Source organism: Pseudoalteromonas sp. PAR1 (assembly GCF_947311895.1).
GTDB lineage: Bacteria > Pseudomonadota > Gammaproteobacteria > Enterobacterales > Alteromonadaceae > Pseudoalteromonas > Pseudoalteromonas lipolytica_C.
On the sequence record NZ_CAMZMY010000014.1, the window covers coordinates 57,614 to 81,115 of the forward strand.

At 36.3% G+C, this 23,502-nt stretch carries 18 protein-coding genes; all 18 read left to right on the forward strand.

The genetic code is table 11. The annotated features are described in order from the left end of the window. Positions 1-9 precede the first annotated feature (9 nt). Positions 10-1,125, forward strand: coding sequence for a UDP-N-acetylglucosamine 2-epimerase (non-hydrolyzing) (wecB, locus tag QL229_RS12910; RefSeq protein ID WP_281547001.1), 1,116 nt, complete (start codon positions 10-12; stop codon positions 1,123-1,125). Between the two features lie 511 nt (positions 1,126-1,636). Next, the gene (locus tag QL229_RS12915) at positions 1,637-2,752 is read left to right on the forward strand and encodes a polysaccharide export protein (RefSeq protein WP_281547002.1); all 1,116 of its coding nucleotides are present in this window, start codon (positions 1,637-1,639) and stop codon (positions 2,750-2,752) included. A gap of 8 nt (positions 2,753-2,760) precedes the next feature. Next, positions 2,761-3,195, forward strand: coding sequence for a low molecular weight protein-tyrosine-phosphatase (locus QL229_RS12920; protein WP_253039888.1), 435 nt, complete (start codon positions 2,761-2,763; stop codon positions 3,193-3,195). A 13-nt stretch (positions 3,196-3,208) separates the two neighbouring features. Next, on the forward strand, positions 3,209-5,452 hold the full coding sequence (locus QL229_RS12925) for a polysaccharide biosynthesis tyrosine autokinase (protein WP_281547003.1): 2,244 nt from the start codon (positions 3,209-3,211) through the stop codon (positions 5,450-5,452). 102 nt (positions 5,453-5,554) lie between these two features. Beyond that, positions 5,555-6,673 carry a UDP-N-acetylglucosamine 2-epimerase (non-hydrolyzing) gene (gene wecB / locus QL229_RS12930; RefSeq protein WP_281547004.1) on the forward strand — a complete coding sequence of 373 codons (1,119 nt, stop codon included), beginning with the start codon at positions 5,555-5,557 and terminating at the stop codon, positions 6,671-6,673. Positions 6,674-6,798: 125 nt separating this feature from the next. Then, positions 6,799-8,064 carry a UDP-N-acetyl-D-mannosamine dehydrogenase gene (gene wecC / locus QL229_RS12935; RefSeq protein WP_281547005.1) on the forward strand — a complete coding sequence of 422 codons (1,266 nt, stop codon included), beginning with the start codon at positions 6,799-6,801 and terminating at the stop codon, positions 8,062-8,064. Continuing rightward, a complete protein-coding gene (locus QL229_RS12940; RefSeq protein WP_281547006.1) occupies positions 8,061-9,467 on the forward strand; it encodes a mannose-1-phosphate guanylyltransferase/mannose-6-phosphate isomerase in 1,407 nt (468 codons plus the stop codon). The genes wecC and QL229_RS12940 overlap by 4 nt, the downstream gene beginning before the upstream one ends. Before the next feature lie 144 nt (positions 9,468-9,611). Further along, positions 9,612-11,042 carry a phosphomannomutase gene (locus QL229_RS12945; protein ID WP_281547007.1) on the forward strand — a complete coding sequence of 477 codons (1,431 nt, stop codon included), beginning with the start codon at positions 9,612-9,614 and terminating at the stop codon, positions 11,040-11,042. Between the two features lie 9 nt (positions 11,043-11,051). Further along, positions 11,052-12,206: a hypothetical protein gene (locus QL229_RS12950; RefSeq protein ID WP_281547008.1), complete on the forward strand. Its 1,155-nt coding sequence runs from the start codon at positions 11,052-11,054 to the stop codon at positions 12,204-12,206. A gap of 59 nt (positions 12,207-12,265) precedes the next feature. After that, positions 12,266-13,432: a glycosyltransferase gene (locus tag QL229_RS12955; RefSeq protein WP_281547009.1), complete on the forward strand. Its 1,167-nt coding sequence runs from the start codon at positions 12,266-12,268 to the stop codon at positions 13,430-13,432. Then, positions 13,425-14,591, forward strand: a complete 1,167-nt coding sequence (locus tag QL229_RS12960; protein WP_281547010.1) for a glycosyltransferase — start codon at positions 13,425-13,427, stop codon at positions 14,589-14,591. Before QL229_RS12955 ends, QL229_RS12960 begins: the two co-directional genes overlap by 8 nt. Next, positions 14,592-16,019, forward strand: coding sequence for a hypothetical protein (locus QL229_RS12965; RefSeq protein ID WP_281547011.1), 1,428 nt, complete (start codon positions 14,592-14,594; stop codon positions 16,017-16,019). It begins immediately after the preceding gene. Continuing rightward, positions 16,012-17,121: a glycosyltransferase gene (locus QL229_RS12970; RefSeq protein ID WP_281547012.1), complete on the forward strand. Its 1,110-nt coding sequence runs from the start codon at positions 16,012-16,014 to the stop codon at positions 17,119-17,121. Before QL229_RS12965 ends, QL229_RS12970 begins: the two co-directional genes overlap by 8 nt. Next, complete coding sequence (locus QL229_RS12975) at positions 17,118-17,633, forward strand: acyltransferase (RefSeq protein WP_281547013.1); 516 nt, start codon at positions 17,118-17,120, stop codon at positions 17,631-17,633. Before QL229_RS12970 ends, QL229_RS12975 begins: the two co-directional genes overlap by 4 nt. After that, positions 17,630-19,768: a bi-domain-containing oxidoreductase gene (locus tag QL229_RS12980; protein WP_281547014.1), complete on the forward strand. Its 2,139-nt coding sequence runs from the start codon at positions 17,630-17,632 to the stop codon at positions 19,766-19,768. Before QL229_RS12975 ends, QL229_RS12980 begins: the two co-directional genes overlap by 4 nt. Beyond that, entirely contained in the window at positions 19,765-21,399 is a 1,635-nt protein-coding gene (locus QL229_RS12985; RefSeq protein ID WP_281547015.1) for an alginate lyase family protein, read from the forward strand. The genes QL229_RS12980 and QL229_RS12985 overlap by 4 nt, the downstream gene beginning before the upstream one ends. Before the next feature lie 2 nt (positions 21,400-21,401). Then, positions 21,402-22,571 carry a glycosyltransferase family 4 protein gene (locus QL229_RS12990; protein WP_281547016.1) on the forward strand — a complete coding sequence of 390 codons (1,170 nt, stop codon included), beginning with the start codon at positions 21,402-21,404 and terminating at the stop codon, positions 22,569-22,571. Next, positions 22,568-23,494 (forward strand): SDR family oxidoreductase, encoded by a 927-nt coding sequence (locus QL229_RS12995; RefSeq protein ID WP_281547017.1) that lies wholly within the window; start codon positions 22,568-22,570, stop codon positions 23,492-23,494. Before QL229_RS12990 ends, QL229_RS12995 begins: the two co-directional genes overlap by 4 nt. Positions 23,495-23,502 lie beyond the last annotated feature (8 nt).

Below are 23,502 nucleotides of genomic sequence, written 5' to 3' on the forward strand. Positions count from 1 at the left end.
GGATAATAGATGAAAGTTTTAACCGTATTTGGTACCCGCCCCGAAGCAATTAAAATGGCGCCGTTAGTTCTTGCGCTCGAAAACGATGCAAGAATTGAAGCTAAAGTGTGTGTAACAGCGCAACACCGAGAAATGCTTGACCAAGTATTGGAGCTTTTTCAAATTACGCCTTATTATGATTTAAACATAATGAAAGCAGGGCAAGACCTATACGACATCACCAGTAAAATTTTACTCGGTTTACGTGATGTGCTTGATGAGTTTAAACCAGATTGGGTGCTTGTGCATGGTGATACAACCACTACATTTGCAGCGTCAATGGCCGCTTTTTACAAGCAAATTAAAGTAGGACACGTAGAAGCAGGTTTACGTACAGGTAATTTGTATAGCCCATGGCCAGAAGAAGCAAACCGCACATTAACGGGCGTATTAACAGCAAAACATTTTGCCCCTACGCAAGCGTCTGCAGATAACTTATTACGTGAACACGTATCAAAAAACGCTATTTTTGTAACGGGTAACACGGTAATAGATGCATTACTGCAAGTTAAAAATAACGTATTGCCAAAAGACGATGTACAGCAGCAGCTAACTGACAAGTTCGCTGAAATTTTAGATAAACCTTATGTACTCATCACAGGTCATCGTCGCGAAAGCTTTGGTGGTGGGTTTGAGCGAATTTGCCAATCAATTTCGTCGCTGGCCTCAAAATACCCTGACTATAACTTTGTATACCCTGTGCACTTAAACCCAAATGTACAAGAACCGGTTAAACGCTTACTGGCAGATAAAAGCAATGTAAAGCTTATCGATCCACAAGACTACTTACCTTTTGTATTTTTAATGAATCAAGCGTATTTAATTTTAACAGACTCAGGTGGCGTACAAGAAGAAGCGCCAAGTTTAGGCAAACCTGTGTTAGTAATGCGTGATACTACAGAACGCCCAGAAGCGGTAGCTGCAGGCACCGTTAAATTAGTAGGCACAGACACCGATAAAATTATAAACGCGGTGAGTGAGCTGATTGAAAATAAAGAAACATACAAAGAAATGAGCTTTGCACATAACCCTTATGGCGATGGAAAAGCATGCGAGCGCATTATTGAAGGGTTATTTGCTAAGTAACCACCTAAGACTAAGCTATATCAGATTGAGAGTTTAGCTATTCCTACTGTAAGACAATGCTCGCTTGTTGGTATAACTACTTATACCAACAAGCGTTTTTTAAACACTGCCAAACTACATAAAATTCAAAACAGTTTTACAGAGGAACTCTAGCTTGAAATATGCAGGCTTGCCTGTATAATGCACCAAACTTAAGGATGTTCCTATGTAAATGGATAGTAATGCAAAGTTGCTAAATTACACATAAATAAGTCAGTTAAGCCTTCGACTTTAATTACTCCTAAAAAGAACTCCATTAATGTACTAAAGCTTAGCTAAACTAAGTTGTTTTAATTTTAAATAGCCTTTAATTTACATGGGGTTAGCATAGCTTAGTTTAGATAGGTTAATAGTTGGCAAAGGTCTAGGTTTAGGGCCTTGTTAACTTGCGTATAACAAGCCGTCATGCTTTAATTGATCAGCTTTAAAATAAGTAAGTATTAACTTATATAATAATCTTTTAGGAAGAAGAATGGCGTTCAAATTTAAACTCCTTGTAGCAACTTTATCTCTCCTCTCTGTAAGTGCGTGTACAATCATACCGGGTAGTCATTACGAAGGTATTGATTCAGGCGCTCAAGTAGAAAATTTAGAAAAAGACCTCGAAAAAGTCAATATTCAAGTTATTGATTCTTCTTTAATAAATATCCAAAAACGCGAAGTTAAACAGGTTAATACAACTAACCGAAAAGGCATTGATACATCTGATTATCAATACCGTTTAGGGGTGGGTGATGTATTAACCATTGGTGTATGGGACCATCCAGAGTTAACTATTCCTGCAGCTGTACAACGTACAGCCGAGTTTGATGGTTTTCGTGTAGCAGAAGATGGCACAATAACCTATGCATATGCCCCTCAAATTCCAGCAGCTGGACGCACTGTTGCCGAAGTGCGCGAAGACCTTGTAAAGCGCTTAAGTCGTGTTATTGAAAACCCGCAAGTTGATATAAAAATAGTTGGTTTTAGAAGCCAAAAAACCTATGTAACGGGCGAAGTAGAAAACCCAGGTGTTTACCCAATTACAGAAATCCCACTCACAATTATAGACGTGTTAAATAACGCTGGTGGTATTACCGAACGTGCTGATTGGCGAGAAGTAACCTACACGTCGGGCAATAAAACAGAAATAATCCGCCTAGATGACTTTTATAGCCACGGTGATATTTCGCAAAACCGTTTATTAAAACATGGCGATATTGTGCATGTTAGCCGTAACGACAAACACCAAGTGTATGTGTTGGGTGATGTAATTAAAGCTGGCACCGTAGATATTGACCGCTACGGCTTAAACCTAGCACAAGCATTAAGTGATACCGGTGGTATTAGAGAAGCCACTGCCGATGCAAACGGTATTTTTGTATTACGTAAGCGCGACTTAGCCAAAGATGGCGTAATTGCAGACGTATACCAATTACACGCTAAAAATGTAGCAGCCCTCGTATTAGCAGAGCAGTTTGAGTTAAAACCACATGATATTGTGTATGTAACTTCTGCACCGCTTGCACGCTGGAACCGCGTAATAAGCTTATTGTTACCGTCTATTGCTACGGTTGATTCAATTAACGATTTGGCTAATACAAACTAAGGATAAGTATGTTTGACTCAGTATTAGTAGTGTGTGCTGGCAATATTTGCCGTAGCCCAACTGCCGAGTATGTACTTAAAAGTAAGTTACAAAACAAAGGGATTACAGTTACTTCGGCTGGTTTAACCGCATTAGAAGGTAAACCAGCCGATGCCACTGCTCAGCAAATTGCTGAGCAACATGGTATTAACATGTCTGAGCACCGCGGCCAACAAATAAATTCAGCATTAGTACAGCACAACAGCGTTATTTTAGTGATGGAACAACGTCATTTAACTGACTTATGCGCACGTTACCCTCAAGCAAGAGGTAAAACGTTTCTGTTAGGCAAATGGTTGAACGACACAGAGATCCCCGACCCATATCGTCAGAGCTTAGAAGCATTTACCCATGTTTATGAGCTAATCGACAGCGCGTGCAGCGCTTGGCAAAAGTATTTATAAGGAAACTGCATTAATGAATGCTCAGCCTTCAACGCTAAATAATAGCAACCGAACAACACAAACTAGCCAGCAAGAGTCGCAAGAAATTGATTTAATGGCACTACTGGGTGCTTTACTTGACCGTAAGTTTTTTATTATGGCCATTACTGGCGTGTTTATGGTGCTGGGTGTTATTTATGCCTTGTATGCAGCACCTGTTTACCAAGCCACTGCCATGATACAAGTAGAAGACAATAGCGCCACAGTTCCAGGCTTTGATGACATGAGCGGCATGTTCGAAAGTACCTCGGCTGCAGTAACCGAAATAGAGCTATTAAAATCGCGCTCTGTTATTGGTGAGGCGGTCGATAAACTAAACCTAGATACGGTAGTTAAACCTAAATTATTCCCACTAATCGGCAACCGCGCATACCGTAGCTTTAAACCAAGCTCACCGGGTGAGCTAGCTAAGCCGAGTTTTGGTGCAAGCTCGTATGCGTGGGGCGGCGAAAGCATAGACGTATTTAGGTTTGATGTACCAAATTATAATATTGGTACTGAATTTATTATTATTGCAAAGCAAAATAACCAATTAGTGCTGCTAAACGAAGCTGGTGAATCTGTATTAACAGGGCAAGTAGGACAAGAGCTATCTAACGGTATTATTGAGCTAACGGTACGTAGCTTAAATGCACGCCCTGGTACCGAGTTTATTATTACTAAGCGAGACCGCCTAAATACAATATTAGATTTGCAGGCAGCGATTGGTGCCAGCGAAAAAGGTAAAGACTCGGGTATTATTAACTTAACCTTGCAAAATACAGACTTTAAATACGCCGAAAAAGTACTTGAGCAAGTTGCAAGTATTTATGTGCGCCGAAATGTAGAGCGCAACAGCGCTGAGGCACAAAAGTCACTTGAGTTTTTAGAGGTACAATTACCTGAGGTTAAAAAACAACTCGAGTATGCCGAAAAGCGCTTTAACGATTACCAAATTAAACAGCAATCAGTAAACATTACGCTAGAAACACAAGGCGTGCTTGATCAGATTGTGCAGCTAGAAACAAAACTGCAAGAGCTAGAATTGCAACGTTTGGAGCTTAGCCGTAAATTTAAAAAAGGCCACCCTGCATACCAAGGCATACTTGAGCAAATTAAAGCAGTACAAAAACAAAAAGATGACTTAACCAGCGAAGTAACTAATTTACCATCTACCCAGCAAGAGTTATTACGTTTAACCCGCGACGTTGAGGTAAGTAACCAGATATACACCATGTTACTGGCTAAGACTCAAGAGCTCGATATTGTGCGTGCTGGTACCGTAGGTAACGTGCGTATTATTGATCACGCAGAGGTAAATACATCAAAGCCGGTTAAACCTAAAAAAGCGCTAATAGTGGTTATGGCAACAATGCTAGGTGGCATGCTTGCGGTGGCTATTGTATTAGTGCAAAAAGCGCTACATAAAGGTATTGAAGACCTAAGCGAAATTGAGGCCATGGGCCTACCTGTTTATGCCAGTGTGCCGTATTCAGACCATCAAGATCAGTTAGTATCGTTTGGTAAGCTAAAAAACCGAAAAGCCACCCAAGCCAATACTATATTGGCGGTTGAAAACCCTGCTGACTTAGCAATAGAGGCACTCCGTAGCCTGCGTACCAGCTTGCATTTTGCAATGATGGAGGCAAAAAACAACGTTATTGCGATATCGGGCCCAAGCCCGGGTGTAGGTAAGTCATTTATATCGGTTAACCTAGCAACAGTATTAGCGCAAAGCGATAAAAAGGTACTAATAATTGATGCCGATATGCGCAAAGGCTACTTACAAAAAGCGTTTAACGAAAAGTGGGAAAACGGCTTAAGTGATTTTTTATCGGGCCGTTTAGAGCTTAAAAATGTAATTAAACAAACTAAAGTGCCAAACTTACATTTAATTACCCGAGGCCAAGTACCGCCTAACCCATCTGAGCTATTAATGCATGAGCGTTTTTCAAAGCTAGTAGATACTATTAAAGAGCATTACGACCTAATAATTATAGATACCCCCCCTATTTTAGCAGTGACAGACCCTGCAATAGTGAGTGCCCATGCCGGTAGTACTTTACTCGTAACACGTTTTGGTCAAAATCATGTACGCGAAATAGAGCTTACTCGTAATCGCTTTGAGCAAAATGGAATTGATGTAAAGGGCGTTGTATTTAACGGCATACTCAAAAAAGCCAGTAATGCCTATGGTTATTACGGCTACTACAACTATGAATATAAATCAGGAAGTTAAAATGAAAAGGATTAATAGTTTTCTGAAATAGCGGCGCAATGCTGATTAAGTAATCTGCTATTAAAAGCAATAATTTAATTATTTATTCACAAAGGATTTAAAGTGAAAGTATTAACTGTATTCGGTACTCGCCCTGAGGCCATTAAAATGGCACCACTTGTTGATGCATTGACTAATGATAGCCGCTTTGTTGCCAAAGTATGTGTTACTGCACAGCACCGGGAAATGTTAGATCAAGTTTTAGAGCTGTTTAAAATTACCCCCGAGTACGATTTAAACCTAATGAAGGCAGGGCAAACTTTACCAGAGTTAACCAGCCGTATTTTATTAGGGCTAACACCAGTTTTAAAAAAATTTAAGCCAGATGTAGTGCTAGTACATGGCGATACAGCAACAACGTTTGCAGCAAGCTTAGCAGCTTATTATGAGCAAATTGCAGTAGGCCATGTTGAAGCAGGCTTGCGCACTGGTAATATATATTCGCCTTGGCCTGAAGAAGCTAACCGAAAACTAACAGGTGCATTAACAAAGTACCACTTTGCACCCACTGAAATTTCTAAGCAAAACTTATTAAAGGAAAGCTACGCAGCAGAAAATATAAGCGTAACAGGCAATACGGTTATTGATGCACTGCTAATGATAAAAGAGCAAATAGAAAGCGATAGTGATTTAAAAAGCGCATTAGCCGCAAAATTCCCAATGCTAGATACTAATAAAAAATTAATTTTAGTAACAGGACATCGACGCGAAAGTTTTGGTGGTGGCTTTGAGCGTATTTGTGAGGCATTAGCACTAACGGCTAAAACTCACCCTAATTGCCAAGTACTTTACCCTGTACATTTAAACCCTAATGTACAAGAACCAGTAAACCGGATTTTAGGTAATGTTGAAAATGTTCACCTTATTGAGCCACAGCAGTACTTACCTTTTGTATACTTAATGAATCAAGCACATATTATTTTAACAGACTCTGGTGGTATACAGGAAGAAGCCCCTAGCTTGGGTAAGCCTGTACTTGTTATGCGCGATACTACTGAACGGCCAGAAGCTGTCGATGCGGGAACGGTGAAATTAGTAGGTACGAATATAGAAAAGATTACACTTGAGCTAAACCAGCTATTAACAGATGAAGCAGCATACAAAGAGATGAGCCGTGCACATAACCCGTATGGTGATGGTAAAGCATGCCTGCGTATATGCGATATTTTAGCCAGTAGTTAATCTGTAGCAGCTATTTTCAACGCAATAAATTTTATAAAAATAAAGAGAGAATAAAATGCTTTCTCTTTATAAAATCAAGAATAATATAGCTTATAGCTAGTACACAAGTGAATAAAAGGATTATCATGTCATTTAATACCATTTCAGTTATTGGCCTTGGTTATATTGGCTTACCAACAGCAGCAATGTTTGCATCACGTAAAAAAAAGGTTATAGGTGTCGATGTAAATCAATATGCGGTAGACACAATTAACCGCGGTGAGATTCATATTGTTGAGCCAGACCTCGACATGATCGTACATGCAGCTGTAACTGAGGGCTTTTTAAAAGCAACTTTAACACCAGAGCCTGCAGATGCATTTTTGATTGCAGTACCTACTCCCTTTAAGAATAACGACTCTGAGATCCCTGAACCTGATTTGAGTTATATTAAGAAAGCAAGTGAGGCTATTGCACCTGTTCTTAAAAAAGGCGATCTAATTATTTTAGAATCTACCTCACCAGTTGGTGCTACTGAGCAAATGGCGGAGTGGTTGGCAGAAGCTCGCCCTGACTTGATCTTTCCGCAAACCGTTGGTGAGGTAGCTGATGTTAACGTAGCACATTGCCCTGAGCGTGTTTTACCAGGTCATGTAGTACGAGAGCTTGTCGAAAACGATCGCGTTATTGGTGGTATAACCTCTCAGTGTTCAGAAAGAGCAGTTGAGTTATATAAAACATTTGTAAAAGGTGAATGTGTAATTACCAATGCACGTACTGCTGAAATGGCTAAACTAACTGAAAATTCTTGCCGCGATGTACAAATAGCCTTTGCCAATGAGTTATCGATTATTTGCGATAAGTTAGATATCGACGTATGGGAGCTTATCTCGTTAGCTAATCGTCATCCTCGAATAAATATCTTACAACCTGGGCCCGGGGTTGGTGGTCACTGTATTGCAGTAGACCCGTGGTTTATAGTGAGTAGGGCACCTGAAGAAGCACAAATTATACATACAGCACGTAAGGTGAATGACTCAAAACCACAGTGGGTAATTAACAAAGTAAAATTAGCAATATCTGACTTTTTACAAGCAAATCCAACTAAAACAGCAAAAGATGTAACTATTGCCTGTTATGGCCTTGCATTTAAGCCAGATATTGATGATCTGCGTGAAAGCCCTGCTCTAAATATTACTAAGCAAATAGCTCAATTTCACTCTGGAAGGGTGTTGGTTGTTGAACCTAATATCAATCAATTACCAGAAAGTATACATTATTTGAATTTAGTAACATTTGATACAGCTAAAAATGAAGCTGATGTACATTTGCTTCTGGTTGATCATAAAAGCTTTAAAACCTCTTTAATTAAAAGTGAACTTTTGGTTGATACAAAGGGCATTTGGAAATGATCTTACCAGTAATCATGGCGGGTGGCTCGGGCACACGCTTATGGCCGCTATCACGTGGCAACTATCCAAAACAATTTTTAAAGCTTAACGGTGAGCAAACCATGCTTCAAGATACGCTAACTCGTTTAACTGGTCTAGCGCACTCACCAGCCATGTTAATTTGTACTGAAGAGCACCGTTTTATTGCAGCAGAGCAAGTGCGCCAATTAGGTGCAGAGCACGGTGGGATTTTTTTGGAGCCTGTAGGCCGTAACACTGCACCAGCTATTGCTTTAGCTGCTTTTAAAGCAATTGAGAATGAGCAAGACCCACTGTTACTTGTTCTAGCCGCAGACCATATAATTGAAAACCCTGCAGCATTCCAGGTAAGTGTAAATAAGGCTGTAGAATTAGCAAACCAAGATAAATTAGTGACTTTTGGGATTGTAGGTAATAGCCCTGAAACAGGTTATGGCTACATTAAAAGGGGCGATGCTGTAGAGCATGGTTATAACGTTGATAGCTTTGTTGAAAAACCAAATTTAGAAACCGCTAAGCAATATATTGAAAGTGGTCAGTATTATTGGAATAGCGGTATGTTCTTGTTTAAAGCAAGCCGCTATTTAGAAGAGTTAAAATCATTTCGCCCAGATATATATACAGCATGCGAAAATGCTATTGCAGTACAAAACAGTGATATGGACTTTATTCGCGTGGATAAAACTGCTTTTGAAGCCTGCCCTGATGAGTCGATTGACTATGCAGTAATGGAGCACACTAAAGATGCTGTTGTAGTGCCTATGGACGCAGGTTGGAGTGATGTTGGTGGTTTTGCAGCTCTTTGGGAAGTGTCTTCACAAGATGAAAATCGTAATGCCTTTAAAGGTGATGTAAAAGCGGTGGATACGAAAAATACACTTGTATTTAGTGAAGACAAACTTGTAGCAACAGTTGGTGTTGAAGACCTAGTAATTGTAAACACTAAAGATGCTGTTTTAGTTGCCCATAAAGATAAATCACAAGAAGTTAAAGCGATTGTAAACCAGCTAAAAGCTGAAGGGCGCTCTGAAGTTACTTTCCATCGTGAAGTGTATCGACCATGGGGAAAATATGACTCAGTTGATAATGGTGAGCGCTTCCAAGTAAAACGTATTACCGTAAAACCTGGTGCTAAGTTGTCGGTACAAATGCATCACCACCGCGCAGAGCATTGGATTGTGGTATCAGGTACAGCAAAAGTACAAATTGATGATACTGAGCAATATGTAACAGAGAATGAATCTGTGTATATTCCAATCACAGCTGTTCATGCTTTAGAAAACCCAGGTAAAGTTGACTTAGAGTTAATCGAAGTACAATCGGGTTCGTACCTAGGCGAAGATGATATCGTACGTTTTGAAGATCGTTATGGTCGAGTGAAATAAGTCAAACTCGAGATATTAGATGTAGATAAACATAATAGATGGCTGTTATCAGGTTTTTAGCCGTCAGTTATCAGTTTTACAGCTAGTACAACTTATTTTGCACTAGCTGTGTACTTATTGAAGAATTAATTAGATAGGTTTTTTATGGATAGCCAGTTAGTTTGCTCTGAAGTCATTGCAAAGAGTGGTATTGTTTTTGGTACCAGTGGAGCGCGAGGCCTTGTTAAAGATTTTACCCCTAATGTAAATGCTGCGTTTGCTTTAGCCTTTATTTCAGCGATAGACAATGAATTTAATTTTGACACAGTTGCAATTGCTATAGATAACCGCCCAAGTAGTTATGCAATTGCACAGGCATGTGCTGAGGCACTAAAACAGCATGGCTTGAATGTTGTTTATTATGGTGTAGTACCGACTCCAGCACTTGCTTACAAGGCAATGCAAGATAATATGCCATGTATTATGGTTACAGGTAGCCATATTCCCTTTGATCGAAACGGCTTAAAGTTTTACCGCCCTGATGGTGAGATCACAAAAGTTGATGAGCTAACTATTCTCGCAAGCAATACTGTATTCACCGTTTTACCAGAAAACCTTGCAGAGCTCACATTGGATACTGCTGCTAGCGAGTCTTACATTCAGCGTTACACATCACTTTTTAGTGCTGATACGCTTAAGGGCAAGAAAATTGGTATTTATGAGCATTCAAGTGCAGGGCGGGATATTTATAAGGTATTGTTTGAGCAATTAGGTGCTGAGGTTGTTAGCTTAGGCCGCAGCAATGAGTTTGTACCAATTGATACAGAGGCTGTATCAGATGAGGATAAACAAAGAGCACTAGATTGGTCAAAAGAGTTTAGCTTTGATGCTATTTTCTCAACGGATGGTGATGGAGATCGCCCACTAGTTGCTGATGAAAATGGCAGTTGGTTACGTGGTGATATTTTAGGTTTGCTATGCAGCCAGTTATTAAATATTGAAGCTCTTGCCGTGCCAGTAAGTTGTAATACTGCAATAGAAAAGTCAAAAAACTTTAAAGTAGTTGAGCGTACAAAGATTGGCTCACCTTATGTCATCGAGGAGTTACTGAAACTAAAGAAGCACAATATTCGAGTGGCTGGTTTTGAGGCGAATGGTGGATACATACTAGCAACAGATATTATAATTAATGGAAAATTGATTAAAGCATTACCAACAAGAGATGCTATCCTGCCTTTTATAATGTTAATTCAAAGCCAAAAAATCACCACGCAGGTAAATAGTTTACCGAAAAGATATACAGCAAGCTCTAAGCTTAGTAATTGTTCTAACGAAAATGGTTCGCTTATTTTAGCTTATGCAAAAAGTAACATTCATGAATTCATTAATTCTTTAGATGAAAGTAGTTCTAACTTTGAAAAGTTAGATGTTACTGATGGCTTAAGAATAATTTTTCGTGAGAAAGTGATCCACTTACGAATGTCTGGTAATGCTCCTGAATTAAGATGTTATGTTGAAGCAAGTAATCAAATTATAGCTGCAGACTTGGCTAACTTTATTCTTGAAAAAATAAAATGTAATTTTTTAAATGCATAAAGGTATATTGTGTTAAGTTTAGGCAAGGGTTTAAAAGCCCTAATTCTTTCTAATTTAAGCGTAATGATCATATCGGTGATTACAGGTGTAATTATTGCTCGAATTTTAAGTGTTGAAGAGCGGGGAGTCCTTGCATCAGTATATCTTTGGGTTACTTTAAGCGTATCTGTTTTTGGAGATACACTGAAAGAATACTGCCTATCACAAAAAAACAATCATACATTTTTTTCTTTTAAATTATTGCTTTTATCAATTTCTTTATCCGTAGCGTTAAGTTTTCTTCTGCTTATTCTAAATCAAAAAAGTGAATATTTGTGGTATGCATTTGTATTTTCAATATTAAATATCTTAACTACATGCTATCTCCAAAATTTGCAAAGCCAATCTAAATTCTTATTGTTCAGTAAATACAAGGCAATGATGCCACTATTCTACTTTTTATTTTTACTTTTTGGTTTTTATTTTGAATTCAGTCTGAATTCTATACTTTTTATTAATTTATTAGCGAATTTCTTAGTTCTTTTTTTTATTAGTAGAACCAGTATTGAAAAAAGTCGCTTAGTAATTGAAGTACCAGTTTTTCTACAGGTCTTTATTTCTGTTTTTGTTTCAGCAATATTGATGCAGTTTGAACGGGTTTTTATCTCTACAATTTATAGCAGTGAATCATTTGCTTATTTTATGATTGCATCAACAATAATAGTAACGCCAATTACGATTTTATTTCAAGCGTTAAGCAATTACTTGATAGTTGAGATAAAAAATTTAAAACCATCGGTTAAGATGCTTTTTTATATTTTTATTGCGTTTGTTTTTTTTGGTGTTGTATTCGTCCCTATTTCTACATGCTTTCTGAAACCTTTAGTTACATTTGTTTTTGGGGACTCATATTCACCAGCTGAGGAATATGTTCTAATTGCTGGATTTTTGGGGTATATATTAAATGTAAAGATGCTGTTTTTTTCGGTTATGAGAGGAGAGGGCTTAAATCAGGAACTTTATCGCTTCCATTTGTTCAGTTTTTTTGTTTTTTCGTCATTTTTGTTAATTTGTTTTTTAGTTGAACTAGATGCTTTAAATTCTCTTAATTATCTTTTTATCGTTAACTCGCTTTTGTTACTGCTTTTTTTCTTTATATACTTGCGTAAAAAATATAAAAAGTGATTTTTAATTAAAGTAATGTGGTGGTTTTTTATGTCTAGCGTTTTAAAGGTCTATTATTTATGGTTCTGATATCATCCTATGGAAGGTTTCACTCAATACAGACAATCAAAGCTCTATCTGAATTGGAAGTGTCTGTTAAAGGTTTTATTTCTGATAAACAGCTGTTATTAAATAAATTTAATTATAGTACAGAGTTTCTTATTCTGAGTAAACTTCTAAGCCTGTTGCATCTTTGGGGTAACTTATCAAAAAGATATTTAAATTTTTATTATGTCGATAAGTTTTGTTATCTAATGCATGATGTTTTTTGTTGTTTATATATATTGCTTAATAGGAAGAAAATAAAAGTATATATTGGCTATTCATTGTATTGCTATTTCAGTCTGAAGATGTGTAAGTTTTTTCACATTAAAAGCTATGTTGAAAGAGCAGGTTCGCACCCTTTATGGCAAAGGAAAGTAGTTCTGTCTGAGTATGATTATTTAAATGAACCTGTTCCAAGTTCACTTTTGTTTTACTTAAATCAGTTTCCTAGAATGAAAAAGGAGCTAGATATTGCTGACTCTGTACTAACGTGCTCCAACTATGCAAAAAAATCAATGGTTATGGAAGGTTTGCAACCCGATAAAATAAAGAAAATATATTTGGGCGCTAACTTTTTTAATTCTGATATAAAGGTTAGTAATTTTGAAAAAGAGTTTAAATTAATTTTTGTAGGTTCTCAGCCCATTATTAAGGGGTTGGTGTACTTTCTAGATTTGGTAAGGTTATTGGAAAAAAGTGGCTTTCAAATAAATGTATTAATAGTGTCAAATTGCAGTAAATTTATTTTTGATAAATATAAGGATATATTCTCACTAGATTATGTAAAGTATACACATTCCATGAATCAGAGGCAGCTAGCTTTAGAGTATCAGGCTGCTAGTTTAACAATTTGTCCTTCAATAGATGATGCGTTTAATATGGTTACACTAGAGTCAGTAAGAAGTGGTACACCTGTTGTTACATTTGATACAGTAGGTGCTTCAGAGGTTATTTCTTCCGCAAATGTTGGTGTGGTCGTGAAAAGCAAGTCAGTTAATGATTTATATAGTGCTGTTACTTATTTTATCGAAAATCAAAACGAGTTAGCTAAAATTAAAAAAAATTGTTTGAAAGAAAACTTTGACTTTTCATGGAGCACTTATGCAATAAATCTAAAAAAGGAGTTATTTGGAAATGAGTGAAGTTATAGTTGTTGTTGACCAACTCCCTTTTCCTTCTAGAAATGGTATAACAATACCTTCTTCAAACTACATAAGGTTACTTGAATTAAAATATTCAGTATCAATTGTATATCTATGCTCTGAATATCCTAGTGATGTTGATTTGGAAAATAATAAGAAGAGTATTTCTGGGCGATTGCTTTTATGTAAAATTAAAAAGGATAGTTATTTGAGAAGACTTGTAAATGAATTTACCCTCAGAAAAGCTTCATATTCATCTTATTACTTTGATAAATCTTTACTAGATGACGGTTTTTTAAATAAACCTTACTCAATGGTTTTAGCTACACCTGTTAGTGCCTTAGAAGCTTCCGATTTTATAGTTAAAAAGATAGAAGAAAATGGTTTTAATAAACCAAAATATATAGCTGCTATTAATGATTCTTATGAATTGGTTTTGGGACGAGGGCGAAATTTTTTCTCAAAGATTAGATCTAAATTGATTTCGAAGTTAGAAGTAAAATCACTTCAGAATGTAGATGAAATCTTTGTTCAAAGTAATTTAGATAAAGTTTCAATTGAATCTAGACTTAAAAATAAACAGGTTACAATTGTAACAAATGGTGTTGATGATAGTTGTTATAATACTTCTAGACGTTTCGATATGAGAAATAGATTTTTATTTGTAGCAAATTTTACTGGTTTCTATAAAGAGCGTTTAGCTTGGTTTATAGAGAATGTATGGAACCCATACGTCAACTCAAATACAGAAGCGACTTTGCATATACATGGCAAAGGTATCAATCCTGGTGATAGTTTGTATAGTTTAATCAAAGCGTCAAAAAATGTTACATACTCAAATGACTTTGTTGACAATGTTGCTGAACTGTATAGGGGGTTTGATGTATTTGTAGCGCCAATATTTAAAGACTATGGGTTTATTAACAAAGTTGCAGAGGCCTTAGCTTGTGGTTTACTGGTATTGGGTGATAAAACAGCATTTAACTCTATGGAAAATATCATTAGCTACAAAAATTGTATTATTGCGGAGGATAGGGAGGATTTTTTAAAACAATTAGAAGCTTTAAATCAACTTTCTTTGGAACATATTAACACAATCAGAAATGAGGCTGTTGATGTTTCAGCTCAGTTCAACTGGAAAGAAAAGGCGATATTTTAAGTGAAGTATGCTCTTTATCTTGTGGTGTTTTTTTATGCTCTTGGTTTTTATTATCAAGAATCATACGGAAAGCAATTTGTTGAATACTTCTTTTTGTACTTGGTCTTTAATGTTTTTTATGCATTTTGCTTTTATTCTCTAATAAGAAAGATATACCTTAAAAATAAGATATTAGCTTTCATGTGCTTTGTTTTGTTTTTCTTGGTTTTTCTTGGCTTTGATCTTAAATCTCTTATTTACTTAATATATTACCAGTCAGATTTTTACGACTTCAAGCTTGAAAGGTTGATAGGGTTTGTAGGAGATAGAGAGCTATATCTAAATACTATATTATATGTTTTTATATTTAAATGTGCTTTTTTGGTGTGTTTATTTATATTTAATAATGCTAAGTTCTCAGAGGTTTTTAATTATAAAGAACTGCATGTTTTTAAAATTGAGGGAAGTGTTTTTTTGGTTTGGGTTGTTTTTGTAATACTCTTATCTATTTTTACTTTCTTTGCACAAGTATATTTAGAGATCGGGTTTTTAGGTAAAGATTTGCCATTTAAAATTTCTGCAATAATAATTTATACTCGCCTGTTAATAATACCTTTGTTTTTTTTGGCTTTCATCTTTTTATTGAGCTATCAAAGGAGTAATAATCTTATTTTACTTAACTCTTTAATTTTTTTATTCTTTACTCATACGTTCATGTCTGCATTCCTGATGACCTCAAAAGGATATGTTGTTTTCTTTTCTTTTTCAGTATCCATGGTTCTTTTTTTGAATAAATTTAGTACTTACAGGATATTTAAAATGACAAGTTTATACTGGCTTGTTGCTTTCTTTTTGTATGGTTTTTTTGAATTCTATAGAGGGATATATGTTCAAAATGGTTATGATCATTTTTTAGCTATTCAATATATCTCGCTTGATTACAATCAGTCGGCAGATAGTGGAGGTTTTGATTTTGTTGAGAACTCTAGTATCGTCTTTTTGTATCTAGTAATCAGAGTTGTAGGCTTTGATGCAGTTATGCAAATTAATGATTTTATTAGTAGTTTTGGTTATCTTGGTTTTTTTGATGTTTTACTAGATGGTAGAAACTTCTCCAAAATGTACACGACGGATATATTAGGCTATAGCCCTGATGCACCTCATTCTGCATCTCCAAGCCTTTTAGGTTCAATATTGATGTTATCTAATAACCTGTATTTGTTTTTTATTCTTTCTTTTGGTTATATTTTTTCATGTGGCTTAATATTCTTTAAATTGAGTAAGTCTGCAAGCCCTTTAAAGATACCAGTTTCTATTTTGTTTATATTAATATTTTCTTTGTGTTTTACATCTGGGAATATAGGGATGATGATTTTCTGTCTGGTTATGTTAATTATAATGCCCTATGTCACATTTTTTATTAATTTTATGGGGGTTAGGAGTGAGTAAAGAATTGACACTAATAGATTTTAGTTCAATAAAATCTGGAGGGGGGCTTCAGCTCTCAATGAATTTTATTTCTGAAAATTCTGGTTCATATACGTTTGTTGTTTCTAAGTCACTTTATGAGTACTTGGTCTCTTTAGGGATTGGCGGTGATTATATTGTAATGCCTAATAACCCTTTTTATAGATTTATTAAGGAATATACTTTTCTTAAGAGAGAGATTAAAAAAAGACATTTTTCAAAGTCTTATACTTTTTTTGGGCCTGGTTTACCATTGGACCTAAAAAATATTGTCAGTGTAGCATATCCTATTGTTTGTTATCCAGATAGTAAATATTGGCACTATGTGCCGTATAAAGAAAAGGTGATTAAATCTTTTTTTAATTGGTTTAGAATAAATAGATTGAAAAATGCAAGTCTTATTGTTTGTGAAACTGAAGTTATGAAAAAGAGACTAAGTAGTGTTTTAGGAAAAAAACAGTCTTACTTCATAGCACCTCCAGTAGTTACTTCTTTCATTAAGAATATAAGTGTTGAAGACTACTTTGATAAAGCTCATGATGTTAAAAGGCTTTTAGTATTGGGTGGGTTGGCTTATCACAAAAACAATTGGCGCCTTTACTCAGTAGCCAGTGAGTTGAATAAAAAAGGCATTGATATTGTTTTTTATTGTTCATTCTCAGAAAGTGATTTTATTTCGCATGTGCTAAAAATGTCCCGAACTAAAATAGATAGTACTATTTTAAGTAAGTACTTTAATTTCTTGGGGGGGGTTAATCCGGATAAAATTGGTGACCTGTATTATTCTGCATCAGCTTTAATTAATTTATCTGATTTAGAGAGCTTTTCTAATAATTACATGGAAAGTTGGAAATCTGCTTTACCTATCCTAGCTTCTGATAGGGATTTTTCGAGACATATTTGTGGTAGAAGTGCAATCTATTTTGAACCACATGACATAACTTCAGTTGCTGATAATATAATACATTTTTTAAATTTAGATCGGGAGAGCTTGACTAAAATGTTAGAGGAAGGAAAAAAGCGATTAGCTTTATTACCATCAATTGAAGAGAAACGAGCAATAATTGATGAGTTATTGAAATGAAATACTTTTTTGTTGTTTTAGTTGAAACTTTTTCACTGCTATTATTTTCGCTTCCACGATTTAAGACTCTTAACTATCTTAAGTCAAAGTACCTCAATTGCTTTCCAAATTCAAAAATAGGCAAGCGAGTTATTTATTATCCAGGATTGTGGATTTTTCCAGGCCGTAACCTACATATCGGTGATGATGTCGATTTAGCTAGGGGGGTTTTAATTACAACATCAGGGGGTGTTTCTATAGGTTCTAGGAGCTTGATTGGTTACGGAACCCAAATCTTATCATCAAATCATATAGTTCCTAAAATACCAAATAAGATATTTCACTCAGGACACGAACATGCCCAAGTAATAATTGAAAAGGATGTTTGGGTTGGTGCATCATGTGTAATACTACCAGGGGTTAAGATTGGGGAAGGGGCGATTGTGGCAGCCGGTAGTGTTGTTACTAAAGATGTTCCTGCATTTAGCTATGTTGCAGGTACACCAGCGCGTGTAATTAAGGAAAGAGAATGAAGCAAATACTTCAAGATATGGCTAAAGGAGGCTCAGCCATTGTTGAAGCCCCTGCGCCTCAAATTATAAAAAATCATGTTGTTATTAATACCATTACAACACTTATTTCAGCTGGGACTGAACGTATGTTAGTTGATTTTGGTAAAGCGAACCTAATTGATAAAGCTCGCTCACAACCTGATAAAGTAAAAATGGTACTTGAAAAAGTACAAACAGACGGATTAATGACCACAGTTGACGCCGTAAAATCTAAGTTAGCACAGCCTTTACCACTCGGTTATTGTAATGTTGGGGTTGTTGAAAGCGTAGGAAAAGGTGCTGAGAGCTTTAAACAAGGTGATCGTGTTGTATCAAATGGCCCTCATGCTGATGTAGTTCGCGTATCTAAAAACTTAGTTGCTACAATACCTGAAAATGTGAGCGATGAAGAAGCTGCTTTTACTGTTGTGGCTAGTATTGGTTTACAAGGTATTCGTTTAGCCAATCCAACAATGGGTGAATGTTTTGTTGTCACAGGTGTTGGCTTAATTGGTTTATTAACAGTGCAAATGCTACGCGCGCAGGGTTGTAGAGTATTAGCTGTTGATTTTGACCAGGCAAAGCTTGACCTTGCAAAACAGTTTGGTGCCGAAATATGTAATCCGGGTAAAGGAGAAGATCCTATCGCCGCTGGCATGGCTTTTAGCCGTGGAGTAGGTGTAGATGGTGTTATTATTACCGCCTCAACTAAATCTAACGACCCCGTAACACAAGCAGCACGAATGAGTCGTAAACGTGGTCGTATCATTTTAGTTGGCGTAACAGGTTTAGAATTAAGCCGAGCAGATTTTTACGAGAAAGAACTAACTTTTCAAGTATCCTGCTCTTATGGCCCAGGGCGTTATGATCCAAGCTATGAAGAGCAAGGCAATGATTATCCACTTGCATTTGTTCGTTGGACAGAGCAGCGTAATTTTGAGGCTATTTTAGACATGATGGCAGGTGGGCAGTTAAATGTTAAGCCACTTATAACTCATCGTTTTAAATTTGAGGATGCGGGTGATGCTTATGAATTACTAACCACAGATAAAAGTGCGTTAGGTATTTTATTACAGTTTGAATCTGAGCCTAATTTACGCCATGCAAAAACTGTAAAGTTAAACACGGTTTCTAAATATGAGCCTAATGAGCCCGTAGTTGGTTTTATTGGTGCAGGTAATTATGCATCTCGTATGTTGATACCTGCTTTTAAAGAGGCGGGTGCTAAATTCCATAGTATTTCGACTTCTGGCGGTATAAATGGTGTTATCCATGGCGAAAAAGTAGGGTTTAGTGAGGCAACCACTGACACTCAAGCCATGATTAATGATTCCAATATTAATACTGTTGCTATTGTTACACGTCACAATAGCCATGCTTATTTTGTACAAGAAGCGCTTAAGGCGGGTAAAAATGTTTTTGTTGAAAAACCATTAGCGATCTCTCATGAGGAGCTTAGCGAAGTACAAGAGGTTTATAACGAAGCTATCAAGGCTGAAAGTGCACCTAAGTTAATGGTTGGCTTTAATCGTCGGTTTTCACCACAAGTTCAAAAAATGAAACAGCTGTTAGAGCCAATTAAAGAGCCTAAATCATTCATTATGACAATGAATGCAGGGGCTATCCCAGGAGATCACTGGACTCAAGATATAAATGTTGGGGGTGGCCGAATTATCGGTGAAGCTTGTCATTTTGTAGATTTGATGCGCTATTTAACCGGTAGCGAGATTGTTTCTGTGCAGGCTCGTAGAATGGGGGACACAGATTCGGTTGAAATAACCGAAGATAAAGCTGCTATTATTTTAGGTTTTGCAGATGGTTCATTTGGCACAATTCATTATTATGCGAATGGCGCAGCGAGCTTTCCAAAAGAGCGTGTTGAAGTTTTTGTTGAAGGTAAAGTGCTCCAATTAGATAATTTTGTAAAATTAAAAGGCTTTGGTTTTAAGGGCTTCAAAAAAATGAATCTATGGAAGCAGGACAAAGGCCAAAATTTATGCTCTAAGTTATTCTTGGAGTCAATTCGTGAAGGTAAAGCTTCACCTATTGACGAGAAGGAAATTTTTGAGGTCGCTAAAGTTTCTATCGAAATTGCTGAGCAGCTCAGAAAACAATGAGCCAGTTAGTCGATAATACTATTAAGGTATTTCATACTGTGAAATACCTTAAGCCTAAGCAGCTTTTTTATCAACTTTATTACAGAGTAAATAAGCTAAAACATATAGAGAGTATCCCTTCTGGATTTGCAAAATGGAAATGGCAGGGTCCTAGGCTGAATGAGCAAAGCATACTTGATGAAAGCACCGTTGTATTTCTTAATGAAGAAGGAAAACTAGAACAATCTTCAGATTGGAATTGCCAAACAAAAACAAAGTTATGGCTTTATAATCTTCATTATTTCGATGATTTAAGTTCCAAAGATTATACAAATAGAACTGAAATTCACTATAATTTTATAAGTAAATGGATTGATGAGAACCCTCCATGCGCAGGTAATGGCTGGGAACCTTATCCAACCTCTTTACGTTTAGTTAATTGGGTTAAGTGGTGCAGCGTTCAGTCCTCTCCTAAGCCGCATGTTTTAAAAAGTATGCTTGAACAAGCTCTCGTTTTAGAACAGCAGCTTGAGTATCATATCTTAGGTAATCACCTTTTTGCGAATGCAAAAGCACTTGTCTTTGTTGGTACTTACTTGGAGGGGGCAGTTGCTGCTAGTCTTTTAAAGCTAGGTTTAAAGTTATTAAATCAAGAGTTAAAAGAGCAGTTCTTAGCAGACGGTGCTCACTTTGAGCTATCACCTATGTACCATGAAATTTTATTATGGGATTTGCTAGAGCTTATTGATTTAGCAAAAACGAGCAATAACTATAGTTTAATGTTGCACCTCAATAATTGGGCAGCCATTGCTGAGAAAGCACTTTCCTGGCTGAACTCAATGCTTCATCCTGATGAAGAAATCAGCTTTTTTAACGATGCAGCTATAGGTATTGCTGCAACTCCAAAAGATATCTATAGTTATGCCAATAAACTTGGTATTAAATATTTAAGTGCAGAAAGAGCTTTAGTAACTAACTCTGAAAGTGGCTATAGCCGTGTTCAGAATGACAAATATACTCTTTTATTTGACCATGCTAATGTTGGGCCAGACTACCTTCCTGGGCATGCTCATGCCGATACTTTAAGTTTTGAGCTCTCAGTTGGTTTGCATCGATTTTTTGTCAATTCAGGGACATCCCTGTACGGAGTAAGTAAGGAACGCTTAAGGCAAAGATCTACCTCTGCACATAATACGGTCACTGTTTGTGATGAAAACTCTTCTGAGGTTTGGTCAGGCTTTCGTGTAGCTAGACGAGCTTACGCAAAACTGTTAAAGACAGAGCAAAATGCCGATAGTATTGTATTGTCTGCTTGTCATGATGGATATAAACGTTTAAAGCCTAAAGTAGTTCATACACGTACACTCGAGGCTAAAAAAGCTGAAATTATAGTTACGGATAATTTGTCACATAATTCTGAGGCTACTTTTAATTTACATATTCACCCAAATGTTATGGTTGAACTATTAGATAACAAAACACTTGCGCTTAAATATTCATCACAAACAGTTGAACTTACAACTTCTCATGAGATATTTGTTGAAAAAAGTACCTGGCACCCTGAGTTTGGTAAGTCTGTTGAAAATAAAAAAATAACTATACCGTTCAATGATGGTCAGTTAATTACAAAGATAAAAGTCATAAAGGAATAGCTTTGAAAGTTTTAGTTTTAACTTTTTATTACTCGCCAGATCTATGCGCTGGTTCATTCAGAACTACAGCTTTAATTGATGAGCTTAAGAAGACTGAGGGGATTGAAATAGAAGTCATCACAACAATGCCTAATCGTTATTCAAGTTTTGAAACTAAGGCGCTTGAGCTTGAAAAAATAGATAATATAACAATTCGCAGAATATCTTTACCATCTCATAAGAGTGGTATGTTAGATCAAATAAAATCTTTTTATGTTTTTTATAAGCAAGCGAAAAAGTTTGTTAAAAACGAGCGTTACGATCTTGTGTTTGCCACTAGTTCAAGATTATTTACTGCTTTCTTAGGTGCGCGCATTGCCAAGAAAAAGAAACTGCCTATTTACTTGGATATCCGTGATATCTTTGTTGATACCATTAAAGATGTTTTGAACTATAAAATTGCATTCATAATGAAACCTCTGCTAACAATGGTAGAAAAGTATACTTTTACAAATGCGAATCATATAAACCTTGTTTCTAAAGGATTTGAAGGCTATTTTTCAACTAGATACCTAAAACCAGAATATTCTTTTTTCACTAATGGCATAGATAAAGAGTTTTTAAGTTTTAAAAGTATTGGTTCTGTGGAAAGTAGAGCAAATGAGACTAAGACTATCTTATATGCAGGGAATATTGGTGAGGGGCAGGGGTTAAACACTATTTTACCTAAATTAGCAAGATTGGCTGGTTCAAAGTATCACTTTAAAGTAATAGGTGATGGCGGGCGTAAAAGCGTTCTTGTAGAGAGTTGCAATGGTATTGAAAATATTTCGTTTCACCCACCAGTAAATAGAGAAGAGCTTCTTAACGAATATGAGCAGGCGGATATATTGTTTTTGCATTTAAATGATTACCCTGCCTTTGAGAAAGTACTTCCTTCAAAAATTTTCGAATATGCCGCGACAGGAAAGCCGATCCTTGCAGGTGTAAATGGCTATGCAGCTAAATTTACTAGTGAAGAAGTTATTAATGCTGGAGTTTTTTATCCTGGTGACCATGTTGTAGCTTTTAAGCGATTGAATGATTTGAACTTAGAGTTTACTGATAGAGAAAGTTTTATTACAAAATATACACGCTCTAATATCATGAAGAAGCTGTCACACTCTATAACTTCAATTGTGGGTGATGCATGAGCCACATATTAGTTACAGGCTATTCAGGCTTTGTTGGTAGTTTACTCTGTAAAGAGTTAAAGAATACACATCAACTCCATTTATTAGGCCGTAAAGATTCTGACTGTGGAGTCATTTTTAGAAGTAATATTGATTCTAGTGCAAATTTCTCTGAAGCACTCACAGGTGTTGACTGTGTTATACATAGTGCGGCACGAGTCCATGTTATGAATGATGACTCTATAGATCCTTTAGCTGAGTTTAAAGCTGTTAATACTTATGGAACGCTTAATTTAGCTAATCAAGCCATGCAAGCAGGAGTTAAACGATTTATTTTTATTAGCTCCATAAAAGTAAATGGTGAGAGCACGACAGGTAGCTTGCCATTTAACGCGACAGACCATCCTGCACCAGAAGATCCTTACGGTATATCAAAAGCTGAAGCTGAACAGCAATTGTTAGAGTTAGGAAAGCAAACAGGTATGGAGATTGTTATAATCCGCCCGCCACTTGTATATGGTGAAGGAGTTAAAGCTAATTTTGCCTCACTGATGCGTTTGGTTGGTAAAGGCTTACCGTTACCGTTTAGGCTAATTAAAAATAATAAACGAAGCTTAGTTTCTGTTTATAATTTGGTTGATTTGATTAAAGTATGTATTGACCACCCAAATGCTGCTAATCAAGTGTTTTTAGCAAGTGATGATCATGACTTATCTACCGCTGAAATGGTAGCGCTAATGTCAAAAGTGCAGAATAAACGTAATTTAGCATTGCCTGTACCTGTTTGGTGTTTCAACTTGGCTGGTAAATTATTTGGCAAGAAAGACGTAATTGATAGATTAACAGGCTCACTACAACTAGACATTACCCATACTAAAAACATCTTAAACTGGACCCCACCATACTCTGTTGAACATGGTTTTAAATTAGCTGTCAAAAAATAAAATATGGA